The sequence below is a fragment of the Methylomonas sp. HYX-M1 genome (genome assembly GCF_040741385.1).
GTDB lineage: Bacteria > Pseudomonadota > Gammaproteobacteria > Methylococcales > Methylomonadaceae > Methylomonas > Methylomonas rhizoryzae.
Genome location: NZ_CP160405.1, coordinates 2940718 through 2961966, shown reverse-complemented (window position 1 = coordinate 2961966; position 21249 = coordinate 2940718). Strand labels below are relative to the sequence as shown.

Sequence of the window (21249 nt, the reverse complement as noted above, 5' to 3'; positions counted from 1 at the left end):
AATTACTAGGTTTCTTTATCTCTTCACTGCTTATGAAATCCAAAAACCTCATTTTGAGTACAAGTGCTGGTGCCGCCGTTGGCACACTTGGAGGACTTATTGGCCTCGGAGGTGCCGAATTCCGTCTTCCTCTTCTCATTGGGGTCTTTGGTTATTCCGCTTTGCCGGCAGTCATCCTCAACAAAGCCATGAGCCTCGCCGTCGTTGCGTCCGCTTTGCCCTTCCGCGCATCGTCAGTTCCGTTCCAACAGTTGCTTGAACACGCCAATATCATCTTTACTCTTCTGGCTGGCAGTCTTGCCGGGGCGTGGTTCGGTGCCGATTGGGCAACAAAACTGAAGTCGCACGTTCTCTATCGTGTGCTGGCCGTACTCTTGGTGGTAATTGCGTTTGTCTTGGTCTTTGGTCACGGCACGTCTGCTTCTTCGGCAGTGTCGCTTACCGGGATGCCGCTAGTCATTGCTGGCGCTAACGCCGGTTTTGGCATTGGCGTTGTTGCCTCACTCATGGGGGTCGCTGGCGGCGAGTTGCTTATTCCAACCATCGTGTTGCTCTTTGGTGCCGACATTAAGCTCGCTGGTAGCCTTTCGCTTGCCGTAAGCCTGCCCACGATGATTGTTGGTTTTTCACGTTACAGCCGAGACCAAAGTTTTTCCGTCATTCGCACTGAGCGCCGTTTCGTCGTGTTCATGGTGGCGGGGTCGTTCTTGGGCGCATTCATTGGCAGTCAGTTGCTGGGCGTTATTCCAACCCATATCTTGCTTCCTCTGCTGGCTGGTATTTTGTTGCTCTCAGCGGTAAAGGTTTGGAACCACGCATGAGCAGCCCTTTCAAGGTGTCAACTCAGTTTGTCCTTGTAGCCGCGCGTTTTATGTTAAAAAATGTGACTATTTAGGACTGCAATATCTTTGGGGCGCGATTTTTTCGGACATCGCGACCTTTTTGAACAGGAGTGATCACTTCTTAAGTAATTGATAATGGTTGACTACTTTAAAAATAATTACCCACCTTGAAAGGGCTGCACGCATGAGTAAACAGAAACCTAACATGACGCTCAAGCCGACCAGCTTCCGCTACGCTCCAGCGGTCGGCTTAGCTTTACGTTAGCCCTTTCTATGTCGAACCTCTCGGTACTTGAACGCCTGGAAGGATATCTCGCCGCATACGAGCGAAACGAAGTGACGCGAGCGGAATTTGTGAAGTTCCTATCCAACACTATTGAAGCGTTGGAAGGTGTGCCTTACAGCGTGCGCCTAGAGCTTCGAAATCATGAGCGCGATATTGAAACCGAGGGCTACTTTGAAAAAGCAGAGTTTGAGTCAAAAATAACCCCAGCAAAGGAAACTCTGAAATTGTGGCTTCAACATCTGAAAGAACATTATGGCCACGGCAACTGCTAGCCAGCGGGTAAACTTGACCGGCAAAAGCTACGCTGCGCATTTGCATGCCGGTTATGGTCCGTTACTATGTCGGTGAAAGTCCGGCAGTCAGGTTTTCGTAGAGCCGAAGGCTAGGGAAACGGCAAGGGCGTTGTTGCGAGACAGGGTCTGGAAGGCAGATTTTTGCTCCTGCAAGATCTGCATGTCCGCCATCCATGGCGGTCAAGCCGAACCCAAAAGTGCGGCCCGCAGGGTGAGCATCAGGAAGATGCGAATAGCAAGAACCGGATATGAGGCGTGACACATCCGGGGTAGCGGGCGCGTGACCGCTAAGCTCTCGGCTTTGGCTTCCTGCGTCGCCCTACCTCCTGCAACTAAAAGGATCATTCCGGCCAGTGAAGGCTCGACCGATTACTGAACGCCCAGGCGTTCGAGGAGAGTCATCATGCGATACCTAAGATTCATGACGATGTTCCGGGCGCAACTGGGGTTGCTGCTCGTATTGTTGTATTCCACGCTTGCGGCGGATGCGGATACGCTGACAGTCGGCGTTAAAGACAATCGTTTTCAAAGCGCTACCCTGCACGTCAAAATCGGCGATTCGGTGCAATGGGTTTGGCAGGATACTGCCAATCCGCATACCACAACCTCCGGCAGTTGTACCGGCGCAAGCTGTAGTGCCAATCCGGACGACAACTGGGATTCCGGGCTGAGCAGTAATTCCGGATTTACCTTTACCAAACCGACGGCGTTTACCACGGCGGGTACTTATCCCTATTATTGTAAAGTGCATGCGTCGATAGGCATGACCGGGAGCATCATCGTTGACGCGGATGTTGTGCCTGCTACCTGCTCGGAAACCGATGCGGTCAATTTAGATCCGATTCCCAAAACCGTAGATAAAGAAACCACCGCCAGCATTGCGCTGCAAACCGTGGCTAGCGGTGGCGGTTTGGTAGCGCCGAATGGCGGGACTGCCGCTCCCGGAGACAAGCGGCATTTGTTCGTCACCGACACGATAGGCAAAATTTGGGCGATCAATTTAACTGATCAAAGCAAAGACTTGCTTCTGGATCTGTCGGCCCTGCTGGTTACTAACTTCGGCAACCCTATCCCGGAATTGCCCGGTTACGACGAACGCGGTTTGTTGGGGTTGGCGTTTCATCCCGGCTATAAGAAAAACGGCTTGCTCTATACCTTTACCTCTGAGCCTTACACAGCCGGTAGCGCGGATTTCGTTTTGCACACTCTGAGCGACGGCAACACGCCGGATCACATCAACGTGGTATCGGAATGGAAGGTCGAGGATCCCAAGGCCTTGCATCCCAAAGTGTCCGGCCCTCGTCGAGTGTTGTTGCGCGCTGAGCATCCGCAATTCAATCATAACGGCGGCGCCTTGCACTTCGGCCGCGACCGCATGCTGTATATCGCCATGGGCGACGGCGGCATGGCCAATGATCAAGACGCTATCGGCGGGCACAATCCAAGCATCGGTAATGGCCAGGATTTAGCCAGCGTATTGGGCAAAATCTTGCGGATTAATCCGCTGAAAAGATCGGCGCAAAACGGCCAATACGGCATTCCGGCTTCCAATCCGTTCACAACCAAAAAAAGCAAGGGTGGCGACGCGGCTTGCAGCGAAGGCGCTAAAACTTGCGACGAAATTTGGGCTTACGGCTTTCGCAATCCTTACCGCTTTTCGTTCGACAAGGCTAACGGCAATTTGTTTGCCGGGGATGTCGGTCAAAACAAGATCGAAGAAATCGATTTGGTCAAAAAAGGCCGCAATTACGGCTGGGCCTACAAAGAAGGTAGTTTCTTTTTTCTACCTAACGGCAGCGACGGTAGTGGAGCGGGTTACGTCAGCGATAGCAGGCTGTGCCGCAGCGATGCGCCTAACGGATTAACCGATCCGCTGGCACAATACGACCATGACGAAGGGCTGGGGATAGTCGCTGGGTTTGTCTATCGCGGAAAAGCCATCCGATCGTTACGGGCACGTTACGTATTCGGCGATTATGCCAGGGCATTTGCCAGTTCCGAGCCGGAAAACGCCGGGCGTTTGTTTTACCTGCTTGAGAAAAATCCGAGCAAATCATCCGGTACGCAAAAGACCGTCGTCGAATTCCGTTTGGCAAACGATGCGGCGGTGGGTATGTCGATATACGGTTTTGCACAGGACGCCAACGGCGAGCTGTATGTGTTGGGTAACACCAGCGGAGTGCCCGCGCCGCGTGACTCCGAAGGGCATTATCTGGAAACCGGCGTCGTAAAAAAGATCGTGCCGCCCGTGGCGGACTGATAGCCATGCGCATGCATGTGTTTGCGCCGTTTGTTAAGTTGAGTGCCGGGTAGGAAAGTGTTCGAACGAGGCGTCAATCTTGGATGCGGATGGGAAGGTTGATGAAAGTTGTATTAAAGTGGTGCGATTTGTGCCAATTAAGGGCTTTAACATGACGGTAATGTAAACCAATGTGCTACATTGTAAATGCGATCCGGTTTATGCCATTGAATTTAAGTTTATTTTTCATCTGGCATGAATTCTGTTTGCAAATTCAACGACCAGCAAGGCGAATTTTTAGCGTCTGGTTTTTTCTAACGCTTGTTTTCTTGGATTGATAACGAGCATTAGAGAAATCTAGCCTCGGACGGCTTATCGTTAACGTTAACTCTTAAGAGGTGAAAATCCATGAATGTGATTGTATCTATCAAAACGTGGTTGGCGATATGTTTATTCGCCGTGTCTACAGCAAGTTCCGCGGGTATCAATTGGGAGTCTACTGACGGAACGAGTAACTTCATCTCGTTCAGCTCGGCTTCCTTCCCGTTTCCGTCCTCGGACTTGTTCGGCATCTTCTCCATTGACGCCGATCTGAGTAGCGATGCTCCGCTGTCGACCTTTACCGGTTTGGGTTCCATAACCGAAACCGATCCGTTCCAAATCGGCTTGTGGACTAGCGACGGCTGGATTAGCGAAGCCGGCGCAACGCTGTTACCTGCGGCTAATACCTATTTATTGGTATTCGCTACCAGTTATCCTTTGGGTAACAACCTGCATTTTCTGTACGGTTTCGACATCATGCCTTCGGTGGATCAAGGCGGCGGTCCGGTAGTGCCTTTGCCGGCGTCCGTATGGCTGATGACCAGCGCGTTATTGGGATTACTCTACGCGGATAGACGCAAAAAAGTCGTAGCCGCATAAACTGTTGTCAAGCAGTTAGCCCGAGTAAAGCGGTTTTCGCTTTACTCGGGCTTTTTTTTGCCCGGAGATTTGCAGTTAAGTCCGTTTGACCGGGACAGCCCCGTAGATACTCTGCATTGCATGCCATTGTTCCGGTTCAATACGATAACATGTGCTAAATCTGATGGCCTGAATCGCCTCTCTCGGGAGCTGTTCAGTATTTTTTGGTACTCTTAGTGCAAAACTACAACTAGCAAAGAGGGGGCATATGAAAAAATTTAGTGGGTTGCTGATGGGCTTGTTAATCGGCGCGTTGCCGGGGCAAGTATTGGCTTACGGTAGCGGGTCCGGTTCGGTCCGTTGCGATAAACCGGAATTTTCGAATTTCGATCCGGCGGCAAACAAGTACGTGCAACAGTTCCGGGAGTTTTCCTTTGTTGCGTCTGCAAATACGACGCCTGCATCGATAGAAGTTAACGTTAGCGCCGGGACGAATAAATACCATTTCAATGCCAAGCAATTGGTCATTACACCGCAGCGGAGTGGCCGTTTTGAGGTAAGCGGTAAATTGGATAGGCCGTTCCAACACGGCTTTGTTAGGCTAAGCGTTACGGCGCACACCAAGCCTAACTGTATACATACCGACGGCTATTTGATTCGGGTTCAATAATTGCGCTTGATAGTTTTAATGATTGCCCCAGCGTTGTTCAACCGCTAACACTGCCTTGTTTAATAGCGATAGCTGTTGTTCCTCCGAGAACTGCAATCCCAGCGTATAAAAAATCGGCATCCACAGCGGGTTGATCATTAAGGCGCCTAATACGCTACGAGCGGTACGCATGCCGTTTTTGAGCGGATTAAATCCTTGGCTTAAAGGTTGCTTGGGATGTTCGGAAAATACCTGGACGATAGGGTTTAACCGCGACCAGTCGCGGCATTGGTCAGCGTTTATGGCTTGCAGCAGTTTGTCGCGAATAGCCAGAAAGTTCGCCCTTGCCCGCCATACCGATACGGCAAACACTAACGCCATTAACGGTAACAGCACTTGCGGCGGGGCAATGGGGGCGAAAATCGGCGCCATAAGAACCAGGCTGTAGCCAAGCATTAAAATGTCTTCGCCATGCTCGACATCTTTATCGATGGCGGAAACGATAGCAGCGATCGAAGTGGGGGTGGCAGCGTTTAAGTAGGAATCTTTGATCTGCATAGTGCTTCTCCTGTATTCAACAACAGAAAGCACTATCTATTCCCCGAAGATAGGAGAAGTCAAGAAAAAATCGTAATTGTTCAACACTCCCCGAAGGTTCCTCCGTAAACTCCGGCAATTTGCCGTCAAACTGCACTGTGTAAAACGCATGAATCAAAAAAGGCGTTAATCTGGTTATTAAAGCGAAATAGGGTATTCGAACTAATTCCCTGGAAATTAGTAGTTCGTTCCATGAATATATTGACTAATTAAGCAAGCTCCAAGTCGAACTTTTTCCAGCGGAAAACGACCGGCGCGGCATTCATTTCAGCAGTCCCTTTCAGGATGCGCGCCTTGAGTTCAGCAACGGGGAGACGCGGATATGACGGAGGAAGGTTCGGGCCATTTTCGAGAAGGCGCACGATCAGGTTGAGTCAGGAACCGTGTTTGGGGGTGTGAACGTACTCAAACCGCCCGGGCCGCGTGGCCAAATAAGCCATGGTTTCCTTGGAGATGTGCGGCGAATGGTTATCCAGAACGACACGGATGACGGCCTGCGGCGGGTAGTAGGCATCGATCGACCGGAGCAACGCAATGAATTCGCAGCTACGGTGCCGTGCCGAATATATTCGTAATCCCGGCTAACCGTTGGCGCCTTACCGGGAACCGGCGGCAAATCGGGAGCCGTTAAGCCGATGGCTTGAACCCCAGACTTCTCATCGACGCTGACCGTGTAAACCGGGTTAGCCCCATCCTGAAGGCTAGCTTCGGCATAGAGCGAAACGTCGCGATAGGCGATCAGCACCTCGCGCATCTTCCGGTCGAAATCGGGGGCGGGCTTTTCCAAGTAGTAACGGATCTTGTGCGGCTTCAGTTCGTTCTCGTCGAGAATCCGCCAAACCGTACTTTTACCGGCCCTGGCAAGACGCGGGAACCCTACCGACTCCGCGTGTTCGCACACATAGCGCGCCAAGGCCGAGAGCCTCCACAATTCCGCGGCCAGCCCCAGTTCCTTCAGCTGGATGCAAGCGATACTGACCACCCAGGCCTTAGCCTCCTCAGAGCCGCTCGCTCACTTTTACGTCCCATAATCACCCGCCAATTAGAATAATAGGAGGATCCTGACAATTCAGGATAAACCTGTAACCATAATTAATGGGACGATCTACTAACGTGTACAGCCGCAACGCCGAATTGACCTGTCCTAGGTTCTTGCGGATTCGCATTTAAAACAATTTTTCACCATGGGGTTATCTATGAACGCGACATCAAAACGATTTTTAACGCCTGTTTGCACGGCCTTGCTAGCGCTTAGTTGCAGTCTGCCCGTACTGGCGGACAAGCATTCGGGGCACGGCAACGAGGGCAAGCACAAACAAAAGTCGCATCACGAAAAACGGCGGGAAGAAGACCGTCGCGAGGAAAAGTACTTTTCGGATCAACACCGACTGATTATCCACAATTACTACCGAGACGAATTCAACGGCGGCCGTTGCCCGCCGGGTTTGAAGAAAAAACATAACGGTTGCGTGCCGCCAGGTCAGCACAAACGTTGGGTGGTGGGGCGTCCCTTACCGCGCGAGGTAGTCTATTACGATTTGCCGCCGGCGATTGTCAGCCAAATCGGCTACCCGCCGGCAGGTTACCGTTACGTCAGGGTAGCGTCGGATATCTTGATGATCGCGGTCGGTACCGGCATGGTGGTCGACGCGCTGTCCGATTTAGGGTTGCTGCAATAGCTGCCGGCCGGCTTGGCGTGATGGGGCGAATGTCCCGACCTGAAGGGAGTGGCGGCTGGAGGGGGCTTAATCCGGGTGATTGCGCTTAGCGCTGCGCCCGATTCCGGCGCGCAGCCATGGGGTCCTGCGTCAGCGGCCGGTAGATTTCCACCCGGTCGCCGTCTTGCAAGGTTTGCTCTAGTTGGCAGATGTGGCCGAAAATCCCGATCGTTTGAGTCGTTAGGTCAATTGCCGGAAAAATGTGCAGTATGCCGGACGCCCGGATGGCTTGTTCGGCACTGCAGCCGACGGGCAGGCTCAGTTCGAGGACGCATTGTTTTTCCAACGTTGCGTAAGCGACCTCGATGTGCAGAGTTTCATCAACAGCCATAGATGACTTTGGCCCGTTGGGTGAAGGCCCCGACCATGGTGTTGCAAATTTGGTTGAACACCGGTCCGAAGGCCAAGCCGGCGAAAGTGCTGGCGATTTCGAATTCCAAATCCAAAGAAATCTTGCTGGCGTCCGCGCGTAAGGGCATGAAGTTCCATACGCCTTCCAGCGACTTGAACGGGCCGTCCAACAAGCTGATCGTGATGCGCCCACCGGGATCGGTTACGTTGCGGGTGGTAAAGGATTTATGAAAGCCGGCTTTGGCAATGTCGATGCGCCCCTCGACGATATTCCCGTCCCGGCGCAGTACCTTGCTGCCGCTGCACCAGGGCAGAAACTGCGGATAGGCCTCGATGTCGTCGACCAGGTCGAACATTTGTTTGGCCGAAAACTTGACCAACGCGCTTTTTTGTACGACCGAAATCATTAAATGACTCCGAGTACGTGCAAAAACACCAGAAACACCGCAGCGGGTGCGACATATTTGATCAGGAAATACCAGGCTTCGAACGCTTCGTGGCCGACTTCCAATTCGTGTTCGGCGTGTTCGCGCTTCATCAACCAACCGGAGAAAATCGCAATGGCCATGCCGCCCAACGGCAGCATCAGATTCGCGGTGACAAAGTCCAGGAATTCGAAAATGTTTTTACCGAATAAGGTGACGTTCGACCACACGTTGAACGAAAACACCACGCCGACGCCTACCGCCCAACACGCCGTACCCGACCAGACCGAGGCCTTATGCCGTTCGATGTTTTCGTTCTCCACCAACCAGGCAACCGCCGGTTCGATTAAAGAAATCGACGACGACAGGGCGGCAAAAAACAGCAACACGAAAAACAAGATACCGAATAACCAACCGCCGGTCATTTGCCCGAAGGCCAGCGGCAGGGTTTGGAAAATCAAACCGGGGCCGGCAGCGGCTTCCAGGTTGTTGGCGAACACCAGCGGGAAGATGGCAATGCCGGACAACAAGGCGACGGCGGTGTCGGCGCCGGCGATGAAGAAGGTGGTTTTGGCGATGGAAACGTGGTTGGGTAGGTAGGAGCCGTATACCATAATGGCGCCCATGCCCAAGCTCAGGGTAAAGAAGGCTTGGCCCATCGCGGTGAGTATCGCCTCGGCGCCGATTTTGCTGAAATCCGGGGTGAACAGGAAAGCCATGCCGCGCTGGTAATCGCCGGCGACCATCGCGTAACCGACTAGAAACACCAAGATGAAAAACAATCCCGGCATCAAAAAGCGCACGGCTTTTTCCAGCCCGCCTTGCACGCCTTTCATCACGTAGTGCATGGTGGCAAACATGAACAGGCTATGCCAAAAAATCTGCTCCACGGGGCTTGCCATCAAGTTTTCGAACAGTCGCTGAATTTCTTCAGGACTGCTGTTGATGAATTGGCCGAAGAAGGCCTTGGTGATATAAGCCATGGACCAACCGGCAATCACGCTGTAATACGCCAGTATCAGAAAACCGGCTATCATGCCGGACCAGCCTACGTAGTGCCAGCGTTTATCGACTCCGGCTTCTTCGGCCAGGGTTTCCATGGTGTTGATGGGACTTTGCCGGCCGCGGCGACCTAGCATGATTTCGGCGATCATGACCGGTATTCCCAGCGCGGCCACGCAGATCAAATACACTAAAACGAAGGCGCCTCCGCCGTTTTCGCCGGTAATATAAGGAAACTTCCAAATGTTGCCTAAGCCAACCGCAGAGCCGGTGGCCGCTAAAATGAAGGCGAATCGCGACGACCATTGGCCGTGGATAGAATGGGTAGTCTGCGTCATGGGACAAAGCCGGGTTGATTATGTCGTTATTTTGCTTGCTGGTCGGTTAAAATAACAAAATTATCTATTCCAGTCAGGGAAAAATCCGCAGCACGCCATGGCAGCCAAGAAATCCAAAAAGGACAGCAAGCAAACCGACAACACCATAGCCGTCAATCGCCAGGCTACCCACGAGTATTACATCGAGGAGCAATTCGAGGCCGGTTTGGTGCTGGAAGGCTGGGAAGTCAAGAGTTTGAGAGACGGCAGGATACAGCTGAAAGAAAGTTACGTGGACATCAAACGCGGCGAAGCGTGGTTGTGCGGGGCTCACGTGTCGCCGCTGTTGTCGGCTTCTACCCATGTGAATCCCGACGCGGTGCGCCGTAAAAAACTATTGTTGCATAAGCGCGAATTGTCGAAATTGATCGGTTCGGTGGAGCGCAAGGGCTACACCTTGATTCCGCTATCGATGTATTGGGTGCGCGGCCGCGCCAAACTGAAAATCGGTTTGGCCAAAGGCAAGAAATTGCACGATAAGCGTCAAACCGCCAAGGAAAAGGATTGGCAGCGGGAAAAGGCCAGAGTGATGAAGCACGCTTAATTCGAGTCGATGCCGGCCCTAAAATTCTTCCGGATTACATGATGACCAATGTTTTATTGACTGTTGATACCGAAGTCTGGTGCGAGGGTTGGCATGATTTGGACGCCAAGTTTCCGGATTATTTCAGAAAATACGTGTACGGCCCGACTCGGGCCGGACATTATGCTTTGCCGATTTTGTTCAAAGTGTTGGCCGATTTCGGCTTGCGGGCGACATTTTTCGTCGAGCCTTTGTTCGCCTTGCGTTTCGGTTTGGAGCCCTTGCGGGAAATCGTCGGCTTGGTGCAAGATGCCGGCCAGGACGTACAACTGCACGCGCACCCGGAATGGTTGGATGAATCCCGGGAAGCGCCGTTATTCGACATGCACACCAAACAGCCCAGATTAAGCGGGTTTTCTCCGGAGCAACAACGCCGAATCATCGCCAAGGCCAAAGAATTGCTGGTCGCAGCCGGGGCGCAATCGGTAGAGGGGTTTCGGGCCGGCAGTTACGCCGCCGACCGCAATACCTTGCTGGCCTTGGCCGATAACGGGATTTTTATCGACAGTAGTTACAACTGGGCTGCGCCGGTTGGCGTTTGCGACATGTTTCCGGGTCGGCGGCTGCTGCAACCGGCCATAGATGCCGGCGTGACGGAACTGCCGGTATCGGTGTACCGGCCGGGAGGCGCGCGCCTATCCCGGCACCTGCAATTAACGGCCTGTTCGTTCGCCGAAATGCGTTGGATGTTGGAATATGCACAGCGGACGGGGTGGGATAGTGTGGTGATAGTGCTGCACAACTTCGAGTTGCTGACCGAGGACAAATTGCGGCCTGACCGCATGGTTTTTCGCCGCTTTGTCGCGTTATGCCGTTATTTGGCCGACCATGCCGACCGGTTCGCTACCGTGGGCATCGGCGGCTTGGTCCCGCAAGTCTCGGCTCTTCAACCCGAATTACCCGAAACTCCGGCCTGGCTGACTGCTGGTCGTTATTTGGCACAGGCCGCCGGCCGTTATCAATAAAACCCGTTCTCGCCATGCAATCATCCCAATCTATGCAGACGATTTTGTTAGGAGCCGATTCGCCTATCGGATTGACCATGATTCGCGAGCTGGGCCGAGCCGGTATCAAAGTACACGGAATAGGCTGGGGCAAGGGCAGCGTCGGTTTATATTCGAAATATCTGGAAAGCGCGCACTATCGGCAATCCGGCCAATTGGTCGAGCAATTGAACGCTATCGCCGAGGCTTTCGCTTGTCCCTGGATCATGGCGGTCAGCGAAGACGACATTATGTTTTTGCAACGCAACCGCGACGCCTTGCAGGTGCAACCCATCGTGCCGAGTGAAGCGGCGTTCGCGGCGGTGGTCAATAAAAATGTTACCTTGGAGGCCGCCCGGCAAATCGGGATCGATACCCCGAAAACTTGGCGGATCAAGGCATTGGCGGACCTGGAGGGTCTCGCGAGCGAATTGTCTTATCCTTTGATTCTTAAATGGGACAATCCGCATGCGGTCAAGGCTAAGATTCACGCGTTAAACCGGCAGGTCGACAAGTTTCGCTACGTTTACGACCCAGCGGAATTAAAACAATATTTAACCGAGTACGACGTGATCGGCGAGTTTCCGTTGATTCAGGAGTACTGCCCCGGATACGGCTTGGGGCAAATGTTCTTGGCGTCTGCCGGCCGGGTGATTTTGAGGTTTCAGCACCAGCGCATAGCCGAATGGCCGCCGGAAGGCGGGGTGTCCGTGGTTTGCCGTTCGCTCGGCTTGGATCTGCATCAAGAGTTGATGGCCAAATCGGCGCAATTGCTGCAAACCCTCGATTGGACCGGGCCGGCCATGGTCGAGTATCGCTACGATCCGATCCGGCAGCGTGCGGTGTTGATGGAAATCAATGGCCGGTTTTGGGGGAGTTTACCGTTAGCCTACTACGCAGGGGTGCCGTTCGTTAGCGGCTGGTTTTTGGCGGCGACCGGTGGGCAGCAACCCGAACAGCCGCAATACCAAGCCAATGTCCAATGCCGCTATCTGGTGCCGGAATGCAAACGCCTGATGACCATTTTGTTATTCCCGGACAGGATTCAAAACAAGACCTTGCGATTTTCCAAATGCGCGGAAATATCGGCGTTTTTGCGCCGGTTTTTCCGGGCCGACAGTTACTACTACGTATTCAGTTGGGACGACCCTAAACCGTTTTTATTTGACCTCGTGAATATGCTGCGTAAATTGTTTAGGCTTTAGGCAGATTGATTGGCGGTGTCAACGCCGGCACCCGAGACTTTAAAAAACAAATTTAACAGCAGGCAGTGGGAAAATTCAGCCATGCGGCACTATCCGACAGCATTTTTCAAACGTATCGACACCCATTTCGGGACTTATCGAGGCTTAATACGCTTGGGTTTGGCTTGGCTCGACTATCTGTCGGGCCGATACGATCGGCAGCTAACGCCGGATTTATCCAAGGTAGAGCGCTTGGTTTTCGTGTGCCTGGGGAACGTGTGTCGCAGTCCCTATGCCGAATTGATCGCGCGCGAATCCGGCCTGCCTGCCGTATCGTTGGGTTTGGCGTCCGCTAGCGGGCAGCCCGCTTACGGACCGGCCATAGACACCGCAAAACGGCGCGGCCGCGACCTTGCTGCGCACCGAGCGACCGACATCGGCGATTTCGTCCCGCGTGACGGCGATTTGTACTTGGTGATGGAAGCGAGGCAAATTGAACGTTTGCGCAACGCTTTGCCCGCGATTCAGGCCGACATTGCGTTGTTGGGTTTGTGGGCGAGGCCCATGCAGCCGCACATACACGATCCCATGAATCTGGATCCGGATTATTTCATCAACTGTTACAAGACCATAGAAAATGCCGTCAAGCACTTATCGGAGGACTACGTTGCCGCGCGTTCGATGCGATAGCGTAGCGAATACCGGCTTATCCAAATTCCTTGCATGGTTTTTGATCGTTTTTTTCGCCACCGCCTGTTCCGAGCGGGTCGAATTGCAAAAGTTCGAAGGCTTTACCCAAGGTACCACCTACCATATCAGTTACTGGTCCGAGCCAGCGGTGGACGCCCGGAACTTGCAGCAGGCCGTTGCCGGTGAACTGGAGCGAATCGACAACGTGTTGTCGAATTACCGGGCCGATTCGCTGATCGAGTCGTTCAACAACAGCGAATCCAACGCCAGCCAAGAAGTCGGCCCGGAAATCGTGTCTTTGGTTAAAATCGCTGCAAGCGTAACTCGCGCCAGCCAAGGTTGTTACGACTTGACGATTAAACCCTTGTTCGACTTGTGGGGCTTTAAGGACGACGTGTTGAATATTCCGGATCAAGCGATGTTATTCAGTACGCTGGCCAATGTCGGCATGGACAAAGTGGAAGTCGTCGACGATACCCATTTACGCAAGCCGGCACAGGTGCGGGTAGACGTGTCCTCGATTGCGCAAGGCTACAGCGTCGAACGCATCAGCCGGGTCATGGAGCAAAACGGGGTAAGGAATTATCTGGTTGAAATCGGTGGCGAGTTGAAAACCCAAGGTAGCAAGCCGGACGGCGGGGCTTGGCGTATTGCGGTGGAAAAACCGCTGCCGGATCAGCAGCGTATGTCCAAAGTACTGAGCATGCCTACCGAACATGCTTTGGCGGTGATGACATCGGGAACTTATCGGCACTATTTCGATGTCAACGGTAAACGCTACAGTCACGTGTTGGATGCCGGAACCGGTAAACCCGTCAGTCACGATTTGGTCTCGGTGACGGTATTGCACGAGGATCCGACGTTGGCGGACGCCCTGTCGACGGCGTTGTTGTGTGTAGGCCAACAGCAAGCTATGCAATGGGCCGATGCGGAACGGATCAAAGTGTTATTCGTGCAGCAGCAAGGCGACCGGTTCGTGGAAACTAAATCGCAGGCTTTGGCGGCTAGCGGTTTGTCGATAGAGTAAACGTCAGCCGTCGCCGCCGCCTAACTGCCGGCGGCCTTAAAACACCCGGGGGATATAATGTTGGATATGGTTGGTTTTACGAGTTTTGCCGTACACGGCGGCGGCGATTCGGGGGGCGGTCCGGCGGGAGCGGTGGAGAGCATTTTGAGCTTCATCGAGTCCTTGCTGCAGCTGTCGCCTGCTCAAGTAGGTCAGGCGTTGATGCCGGGCTTGGCGAGTCTGGATAATTTGCACCCGTTGTTCGTGCATTTTCCGATCGCGTTGTTGACCTTGTTTTACTTGTTCGATTTGGGCGGAAGTTTGTGGTCCAAGTCTTCATGGCGCCATATCGCCGGTTGGTTTTTATACTCCGGCACCGTGTTTGCCGGGTTCACGGTCGCGGCCGGCTTGCTTGCCGCCGCCACTATCCCTCACGGCGGCGAGGTGCACGAAATCATGGAAAATCACGAGCACTTGGGGATTTCGGTCTTGTCGCTGGCATCGGCGTTGGCGGTGTGGCGCTGGCTGGCCAAGCAGGAACTCAGCGGTGCCGCCAACACCTTGTATCAGTTGTTGGCTAGCGTGCTATTCGTGCTGTTGACATTCACCGCCGATTTGGGTGGCTTGATGGTTTACCGATACGGTGTGGCGGTCAAGCCTGTCGAAGCCCTGAATCAAGCGGCGGCGCTTCGGCATCAACACGGCGATAGTGCCATGCCGGCTACCGGCGAAACCCCGCCGATTGCGGTCGAACCCGTTTTACAGGCGCCCCCGCCCCCACCGGTAGCGCCGGACGCTCATCATCACGACCACCACGGTCACAACCATTGATGCCCGGACCTATAGCCCGGAGTCTTGCGGCAATTTGCGTCGCGAAATTTTCCAGCGTTATGGTATGCTAGCCGGCCTTTTTGGGGAGGCAGCCGATGCGAACTCGCGTTAAAATTTGCGGCTTTACTCGGGTACAAGATGCCGTTGCCGCGGCAAGGTTGGGGGTGGACGCGGTAGGTTTGGTGTTTTATCCGCCCAGCCCGCGTAACGTGACGATAGAGCAGGCCGCTTGCATAGTCAGGGCTTTGCCGGCCTTCGTGACTGTGGTCGGTTTGTTTGTAGACGCCGATCCGGATTGGGTCAGGCAAGTGTTAGGCGAAGTGGCGATAGATTGCTTGCAGTTTCACGGCGCGGAGACCCCGGATGCCTGCCGGATTTATCGCAAACCCTATATCAAAGCGATTAGGATGACGCCTGACATCGAGTTGTCGGACTACGAGCAAGACTACGCCGATGCGGCAGGTTTGTTGTTGGATGCCTATCATCCGGGAGTGCAGGGCGGTAGCGGCAGCGGATTCGATTGGGACTTGATCCCGCGCGCGCATTCGATGCCTATCATTTTAGCCGGCGGATTGTCGGCGGAAAATGCCGCGCAAGCGGTACGGCAAGTTAGGCCCTATGCGTTGGACGTCAGTAGCGGCGTGGAAGCCGGCAAGGGCATAAAGGATACCGGGAAAATGGCGGCCTTCATAAGAATAACTAATCAAGTAACAGAGTAATCATGACTGAGAAATACGCAATGCCGGATGTCCGGGGCCATTTCGGGCCTTACGGCGGTATTTTCGTGGCGGAAACCTTGATGCCCGCCATTACCGAGCTCAACGAAGCTTATCAGCGCTATTTGCAAGATCCCGATTTCATTGCCGAATTGGATGCCGATTTGCGCGATTACGTCGGCAGGCCGTCGCCGCTGTACCACGCGCAACGCTGGAGCGAGCATCTGGGCGGCGCGCAAATTTATTTGAAACGCGAAGATCTCAATCATACCGGCGCGCATAAGGTCAACAACACGGTCGGCCAGGCGTTATTGGCCAAGCGCATGGGAAAAACCCGCATCATCGCCGAAACCGGCGCCGGCCAGCACGGGGTGGCCACTGCCACGGTCGCGGCACGGCTCGGACTGGAGTGCGTGGTCTACATGGGCGCGGTCGACGTGGCTCGCCAGGCGTTGAACGTGTACCGTATGAAGCTGTTGGGTGCCACCGTGGTGCCGGTCGAATCAGGCTCGAAAACCCTGAAAGACGCGCTAAACGAAGCCTTGCGCGATTGGGTGACCAATATCGACAACACTTTTTACATCATAGGGACGGTAGCCGGCCCGCATCCTTACCCGGCCATGGTGCGCGATTTTCAGGCGGTGATAGGCCGGGAAGCTCGGCAGCAATGCCTGGATCAAGCCGGTAAATTGCCGGACGCTTTGGTCGCTTGCGTAGGCGGCGGCTCCAATGCAATCGGGCTTTTTTACCCTTTCATAGACGACGCCTCGGTGAAAATGATAGGCGTCGAAGCGGCCGGCGACGGCATAGAGACCGGGCGGCATTCCGCGCCGTTGTCCGCAGGTAGGCCCGGCGTGTTGCACGGCAACCGCACTTATCTGATGGCCGACGACGACGGCGAAATTATCGAAACCCATTCAATTTCGGCCGGGCTGGATTATCCCGGCGTCGGCCCCGAACATGCTTGGTTGAAAGACATAGGCCGCGCCGAATACGTTAGCATCACCGACGACGAAGCCTTGCAAGGCTTTCACGCCTTGACCCGGATGGAAGGCATTATTCCGGCCCTGGAATCCAGCCATGCCCTGGCTTATACGATGAAGCTGGCTCCGCGGATGCGGCAAGAGCAAATCATCGTCGCCAATCTGTCCGGCCGCGGCGACAAGGACATGCACACCATCATGCAACGCGAGGGGATTTCGTTATGAGCCGTTTAGCCGCCAAATTCGCCGAATTACGCGCGTCCGGCCGAAAAGCCCTGATTCCTTTCATTACCGCCGGCGATCCCTACCCGGAATTTACCGTGCCGATGTTGCACGAAATGGTCAAGGCCGGCGCCGATATTTTAGAATTGGGTGTACCGTTTTCCGACCCGATGGCCGACGGTCCGGTGATTCAGCGCGCCAGCGAGCGGGCTTTGGTCCATCATGTCGGTTTGCGTAAGGTGTTGAGCATGGCCATGGAGTTTCGCAAAACCGACCAAACCACGCCGCTGGTGTTGATGGGGTATTTGAATCCCATCGAAATCATGGGTTATGAAGATTTCGCCAACGCCGTGCAACGCGCCGACATCGACGGCGTGTTGACGGTGGATTTGCCGCCGGAAGAATCGGAACATTGCGTAGCCTTGTTAAGAGCGCGCGAAATCGACCAAATCTTTTTGTTGGCGCCCAATACCACGGCGGAACGCATTCGAAAAATGGATGCGGTCGGCAGCGGTTATCTGTACTACGTCTCTCTGAAAGGGGTTACCGGGGCCGGCCATTTGGATACCGGCGACGTCGAGGAAAAATTAAAGCTGGTCAAGGCCAATACCGATTTGCCGGTCGGAGTCGGTTTCGGCGTCAAGGATGCCGAAACAGCTAAAACCATAGCCAATATCGCCGACGGAGTGGTGGTCGGCAGTGCCCTGATCAGTAAAATCGAAGCCAGTTTGGACGATCCCGATCAAGCCAAGCGCGGCATCATCGAATTATTAACGTCCATGCGCCAAGCGATGGATAGCTAGAGCTCGACGCGGAGTAGAGAATAAAATGAGTTGGTTTGAGAAATTAGTTCCCTCCATCATACGTACCGAGGCGACCGAAAAGCGTAATTCCGTGCCAGAGGGACTATGGAGCAAATGTCCGCGTTGCGATGCCATTTTGTTTAACGCGGAGCTAGTCAAAAATCTGCATGTTTGCCCCAAATGCGATCACCATTTGCGGATTTCCGCCCGCACCCGGCTGGAACTGTTTCTGGACGAAGGCGAGCGCGTCGAAATCGGCGCCGGTTTAAAGCCCAGCGATCCTTTGAAATTCAAAGACAGCAAACGATACAAAGACCGTATCAGTCAGGCGCAAAAGCAAAGCAACGAAAACGACGCACTGGTGACCATGCGAGGCTCGCTGCACGGACGTGGCATTGTCGCGGCGGCTTTCGATTTCAGTTTTATGGGCGGGTCCATGGGGTCGGTGGTCGGCGAACGTTTCGTGCGCGGTATCAACGAAAGTTTGCGCTTGCGCTTGCCGTTTATCGTTTTTACCGCCAGCGGCGGCGCGCGGATGCAGGAATCTTTATACTCCTTGTTTCAAATGAGTAAAACCAGTGCCGCATTGGCTAAATTGGCCACGGCCGGGATACCTTATATATCGTTCATGACCGACCCGACCATGGGCGGCGTATCCGCCAGTTTGGCGATGTTGGGCGACATCAACGCTGCCGAGCCCGACGCGCTGATCGGTTTTGCCGGTCCCAGGGTGATCGAGCAAACCGTCAGGGAGAAGCTTCCGGAAGGCTTCCAGCGCAGCGAATTTTTGCAGGAGCACGGCGCAATCGACATGATTATCGACCGCCGGGAAATGCGCGATAAAATAGCCGGCATTTTAGCGATTTTGTATCCTGTTACCGAGACCGGCGGTGACCGGTTCGTCGATGCGCAAATCGTGGTAGACAGCGAGAGCGCTACGATCTAAGCCGCAATGGCGCGTTTCGCCGCTCTGCAGGATTGGCTGCTTTGGCAGGAACAATCGCATCCTCGGCAAATCGATCTGGGGTTGGAACGGGTTGCCGGGGTTTATGCCAGCCTAAGGCCGGCGCAACCCGACATCCCCACGATAACGGTAGCCGGAACCAACGGCAAAGGCTCCTGTGTAGCGTTCTTGCAAGCCATTTACTTGGCGCAAGGCTATAAAGTCGGCGCATATACGTCGCCGCATATATTGCGCTACAACGAGCGCATCCGCATCGATGGCCGGGAAGCGGGTGACGCCGAGATATGCGAGGCGTTCGAGCGGATAGACGCAGCGCGCGGCGATACCAGCCTCAGCTATTTCGAATTCGGCACGCTGGCGGCTTTGGAAATTTTCGACCGTGAACGAGTCGACGTCCGGATTTTGGAAGTGGGTTTAGGCGGGCGTCTGGACGCGGTCAATATCGTAGATCCGGATGCGGCTTTGGTTACGACGATAGCCATCGACCACGTCGATTGGCTGGGGGACACCTTGGAAGCCATAGGCCGTGAAAAAGCCGGCATCTTTCGTGCCGATACCCCTGCCATTATCGGCGACGCCAACGTTCCCGATTCCTTACTGAAGGTAGCCCAAGAAAAACAGGCAAGGATTGCGCAAATCGGTCGCGCGTTCGGTTACCTCAAAACAGCGGCTGGATGGGACTGGTGGACGGACAATCAGACGCTCGCCGGCTTGCCTTTGCCGGCTTTGCAAGGCGAACATCAATTTAGAAATGCGGCGGCGGTGCTGCAAGCCGTACATAGTTTGCAAGCGCGTTTGCCGGTAGATGCGGCCGCGATGGTGTCAGGATTGCAAACGGCTCGGCTGGAAGGGCGTTTTCAGCTGATTCAGGGCGAGGTGCCGGTCCTTTTGGACGTGGGGCACAATCCGCAAGCGGTGAGCACGCTGCTCGAACATTTGTCGGCTCATTTCGCCGGCGTAGCGGTGCGCGCCGTGTTCGCAATGATGAAAGACAAGGATATTGCCGGCGTCGTTGCGATGATGCGCGACCGGATAGTCGAATGGTATCTGGCGCCTTTGCGCAATCCGCGCGCGGCAAGCGTAGAATCGATTGCCAGTTTATTGAACGAAGCAGGAATCGGCGCGGTAAATCGTGGCTTCGCGGATGCGAGCGCGGCCTTTGTTGCGGCCCGGCAAGCCGCGAAACCCGGCGAGCTGGTTCTGATTTTCGGATCTTTTTTTCTCGTATCGGAATATTTGTCTCAGTTTGATCAGAGGTGAGGACCATGGATCAAGAGCTAAAGCAAAGATTGATAGGCGCGGCGGTCATTACCGCGTTGGCGGCCATATTCGTGCCGATGTTGTTCGACGATCCGGTCGACGAATCGGGCAAAATCGTCAACGAATTGAAAATGCCGGAATTGCCGGGCAAAGCGCAGGATGTGGAAATCATGCCGTTGCCCGAAAAGGTGGAGGACGTGGTGCAAACCCCGCCGGCTCCTGAAGCGTCCGTAACCGAGCCCAAGCCACCGGTATCTGATAACGAGTCCGAAGAGGACGCTGAAGAAGGATTCGCGCCAAGGCCGCAGATTACCGCGAACGATACCAAACCGGCACCGCCGCAAAAGCCGAGCGGCGAACCCGCGCCGCGCTGGGTGGAACCGTCCGAGGACGACGATGTGGCCCCTCGCCCGCAACCGGAAGCGGTCAAACCGGCTAAATTGCCGCCGGCAACAGAAAATGCCAAGCCGGCTAAACCGGCGATTGCGGAGCCGATTGCCAAACCGGCGCCGGTTCAAGTCGAAAATGCTGCGGTGCGCTGGTATTTGAATGCCGGAACGTTTGGCCAGAAAGCCAACGCGCTGGCCTTACAAGATAAATTAAAACAGCAAGGTTTTGCCGCTACGCTCAAAGAAGTTGCCGGCGAGAAGGGCACTGTTTATAAAGTGCGGATAGGTCCGATGCTGGATAAGGCCAAGGCGCAGGAAGTGAAAGCCAAGCTAAGTCGCATCAACGTCAACAGCTTCGTTTCCGGCGAAGAATAGGCGTGCATGGTAGTTCCTGCGGTGTCGCTTACGGGGGGAGTCATGCCGCAGCTGGCTATGTTCGAACAGATGATTTGGGTGGATTATCTGATCGCCGGTTTGATATCGGTTTCGGCCGTGATCGGCTTGATCCGCGGTTTTATCAAAGAGGCGTTTGCGCTGTTTACCTGGATGGCGGCGGTCGGCGTTGGGGTGCATTACAGCAGAACGTTCGCCGTGCTGTTGGAAAATACCATCAGCTATCCGTCGGCGCGTATAGCCGGGGCATTTGCCTTGTTGTTTTTCATGACCTTGCTGCTGGGTGGGGTGATCAGCTACATCTTGGGACAGTTGATCGAGAAAACCGGATTGAGCGGCACCGATCGTTTGATAGGCATGATGTTCGGGATACTGAGAGGCTCGGTATTGGTCGCGCTGACGGTGATGCTGGCCGGAACCACGCCGTTGCCCGAAGATCCTTGGTGGCAGCGTTCGCTGTTGATACCGCCGTTCCAAGCGCTTGCCCTATGGCTAAAAGGCCATATTCCGCCGGATTTGGCGGGATATATACATTTTCACTAACTTGCTGACAGCTCCAAATA

Annotated in this window: 23 protein-coding genes and 1 pseudogene; 19 read left to right on the top strand and 5 right to left on the bottom strand. The window is 54.4% G+C overall.

Annotated elements, in window-relative coordinates:
• Positions 1-32 precede the first annotated feature (32 nt).
• From AB0A83_RS13340 to AB0A83_RS13320, 5 genes are all read left to right on the top strand, one after another.
• On the top strand, positions 33-821 hold the full coding sequence (locus AB0A83_RS13340; RefSeq protein ID WP_150049192.1) for a sulfite exporter TauE/SafE family protein: 789 nt from the start codon (positions 33-35) through the stop codon (positions 819-821).
• A 294-nt stretch (positions 822-1115) separates the two neighbouring features.
• Complete coding sequence (locus AB0A83_RS13335) at positions 1116-1400, top strand: hypothetical protein (protein ID WP_150049187.1); 285 nt, start codon at positions 1116-1118, stop codon at positions 1398-1400.
• 424 nt (positions 1401-1824) lie between these two features.
• Positions 1825-3681, top strand: a complete 1857-nt coding sequence (locus AB0A83_RS13330) for a PQQ-dependent sugar dehydrogenase (protein WP_367154428.1) — start codon at positions 1825-1827, stop codon at positions 3679-3681.
• A 387-nt stretch (positions 3682-4068) separates the two neighbouring features.
• Positions 4069-4581 carry a VPLPA-CTERM sorting domain-containing protein gene (locus tag AB0A83_RS13325; RefSeq protein ID WP_150049184.1) on the top strand — a complete coding sequence of 171 codons (513 nt, stop codon included), beginning with the start codon at positions 4069-4071 and terminating at the stop codon, positions 4579-4581.
• Positions 4582-4828: 247 nt separating this feature from the next.
• Complete coding sequence (locus tag AB0A83_RS13320) at positions 4829-5230, top strand: hypothetical protein (protein ID WP_150049182.1); 402 nt, start codon at positions 4829-4831, stop codon at positions 5228-5230.
• Between the two features lie 15 nt (positions 5231-5245).
• Here AB0A83_RS13320 and AB0A83_RS13315 read toward each other — a convergent pair whose 3' ends face one another.
• Together AB0A83_RS13315 and AB0A83_RS13310 are read right to left on the bottom strand one after the other, a co-directional pair.
• On the bottom strand, positions 5246-5767 hold the full coding sequence (locus AB0A83_RS13315; RefSeq protein WP_150049180.1) for a hypothetical protein: 522 nt from the start codon (positions 5765-5767) through the stop codon (positions 5246-5248).
• Between the two features lie 248 nt (positions 5768-6015).
• A pseudogene (locus AB0A83_RS13310) lies at positions 6016-6809 on the bottom strand (transposase); the annotation flags it as partial.
• A gap of 193 nt (positions 6810-7002) precedes the next feature.
• Between AB0A83_RS13310 and AB0A83_RS13305 the strand changes: the two are divergent.
• Positions 7003-7485, top strand: coding sequence for a hypothetical protein (locus tag AB0A83_RS13305; protein WP_190303137.1), 483 nt, complete (start codon positions 7003-7005; stop codon positions 7483-7485).
• 85 nt (positions 7486-7570) lie between these two features.
• Here the strand turns inward: AB0A83_RS13305 and AB0A83_RS13300 are convergent, their stop codons facing one another.
• From AB0A83_RS13300 to AB0A83_RS13290, 3 genes are read right to left on the bottom strand one after another with little or no spacing between them, the layout of a single operon-like run.
• The gene (locus AB0A83_RS13300; protein WP_150049176.1) at positions 7571-7855 is read right to left on the bottom strand and encodes an RnfH family protein; all 285 of its coding nucleotides are present in this window, start codon (positions 7853-7855) and stop codon (positions 7571-7573) included.
• A complete protein-coding gene (locus AB0A83_RS13295; protein WP_150049174.1) occupies positions 7845-8282 on the bottom strand; it encodes a type II toxin-antitoxin system RatA family toxin in 438 nt (145 codons plus the stop codon). Before AB0A83_RS13295 ends, AB0A83_RS13300 begins: the two co-directional genes overlap by 11 nt.
• Positions 8282-9640, bottom strand: a complete 1359-nt coding sequence (locus AB0A83_RS13290) for a sodium-dependent transporter (RefSeq protein ID WP_150049172.1) — start codon at positions 9638-9640, stop codon at positions 8282-8284. Before AB0A83_RS13290 ends, AB0A83_RS13295 begins: the two co-directional genes overlap by 1 nt.
• 97 nt (positions 9641-9737) lie before the next feature.
• Between AB0A83_RS13290 and smpB the strand changes: the two genes are divergently transcribed.
• The 13 genes from smpB to AB0A83_RS13225 all read left to right on the top strand — a co-directional run bounded on the left by smpB (position 9738) and on the right by AB0A83_RS13225 (position 21229).
• The gene (smpB, locus tag AB0A83_RS13285; RefSeq protein WP_150049170.1) at positions 9738-10223 is read left to right on the top strand and encodes an SsrA-binding protein SmpB; all 486 of its coding nucleotides are present in this window, start codon (positions 9738-9740) and stop codon (positions 10221-10223) included.
• A 41-nt stretch (positions 10224-10264) separates the two neighbouring features.
• Positions 10265-11227, top strand: a complete 963-nt coding sequence (locus tag AB0A83_RS13280; protein WP_190303136.1) for a polysaccharide deacetylase family protein — start codon at positions 10265-10267, stop codon at positions 11225-11227.
• A 14-nt stretch (positions 11228-11241) separates the two neighbouring features.
• The gene (locus AB0A83_RS13275) at positions 11242-12450 is read left to right on the top strand and encodes a hypothetical protein (protein ID WP_367154427.1); all 1209 of its coding nucleotides are present in this window, start codon (positions 11242-11244) and stop codon (positions 12448-12450) included.
• 81 nt (positions 12451-12531) lie between these two features.
• Positions 12532-13119 carry a phosphotyrosine protein phosphatase gene (locus tag AB0A83_RS13270; protein ID WP_150049165.1) on the top strand — a complete coding sequence of 196 codons (588 nt, stop codon included), beginning with the start codon at positions 12532-12534 and terminating at the stop codon, positions 13117-13119.
• The gene (locus AB0A83_RS13265; RefSeq protein ID WP_367154426.1) at positions 13097-14146 is read left to right on the top strand and encodes an FAD:protein FMN transferase; all 1050 of its coding nucleotides are present in this window, start codon (positions 13097-13099) and stop codon (positions 14144-14146) included. Before AB0A83_RS13270 ends, AB0A83_RS13265 begins: the two co-directional genes overlap by 23 nt.
• Before the next feature lie 57 nt (positions 14147-14203).
• Positions 14204-14956: a DUF2231 domain-containing protein gene (locus AB0A83_RS13260; protein WP_150049161.1), complete on the top strand. Its 753-nt coding sequence runs from the start codon at positions 14204-14206 to the stop codon at positions 14954-14956.
• A 95-nt stretch (positions 14957-15051) separates the two neighbouring features.
• Positions 15052-15675: a phosphoribosylanthranilate isomerase gene (locus AB0A83_RS13255; RefSeq protein WP_150049159.1), complete on the top strand. Its 624-nt coding sequence runs from the start codon at positions 15052-15054 to the stop codon at positions 15673-15675.
• Positions 15676-15677: 2 nt separating this feature from the next.
• The gene (trpB, locus tag AB0A83_RS13250; protein ID WP_150049157.1) at positions 15678-16880 is read left to right on the top strand and encodes a tryptophan synthase subunit beta; all 1203 of its coding nucleotides are present in this window, start codon (positions 15678-15680) and stop codon (positions 16878-16880) included.
• Positions 16877-17680, top strand: a complete 804-nt coding sequence (gene trpA, locus AB0A83_RS13245; protein WP_150049155.1) for a tryptophan synthase subunit alpha — start codon at positions 16877-16879, stop codon at positions 17678-17680. The genes trpB and trpA overlap by 4 nt, the downstream gene beginning before the upstream one ends.
• 25 nt (positions 17681-17705) lie before the next feature.
• Positions 17706-18626: an acetyl-CoA carboxylase, carboxyltransferase subunit beta gene (gene accD, locus AB0A83_RS13240; protein WP_367154425.1), complete on the top strand. Its 921-nt coding sequence runs from the start codon at positions 17706-17708 to the stop codon at positions 18624-18626.
• Positions 18627-18632: 6 nt separating this feature from the next.
• The gene (folC, locus tag AB0A83_RS13235) at positions 18633-19904 is read left to right on the top strand and encodes a bifunctional tetrahydrofolate synthase/dihydrofolate synthase (protein ID WP_367154424.1); all 1272 of its coding nucleotides are present in this window, start codon (positions 18633-18635) and stop codon (positions 19902-19904) included.
• 5 nt (positions 19905-19909) lie between these two features.
• Positions 19910-20668, top strand: coding sequence for an SPOR domain-containing protein (locus AB0A83_RS13230; RefSeq protein ID WP_367154423.1), 759 nt, complete (start codon positions 19910-19912; stop codon positions 20666-20668).
• A 42-nt stretch (positions 20669-20710) separates the two neighbouring features.
• Entirely contained in the window at positions 20711-21229 is a 519-nt protein-coding gene (locus tag AB0A83_RS13225; protein WP_232056650.1) for a CvpA family protein, read from the top strand.
• Positions 21230-21249: the final 20 nt, after the last annotated feature.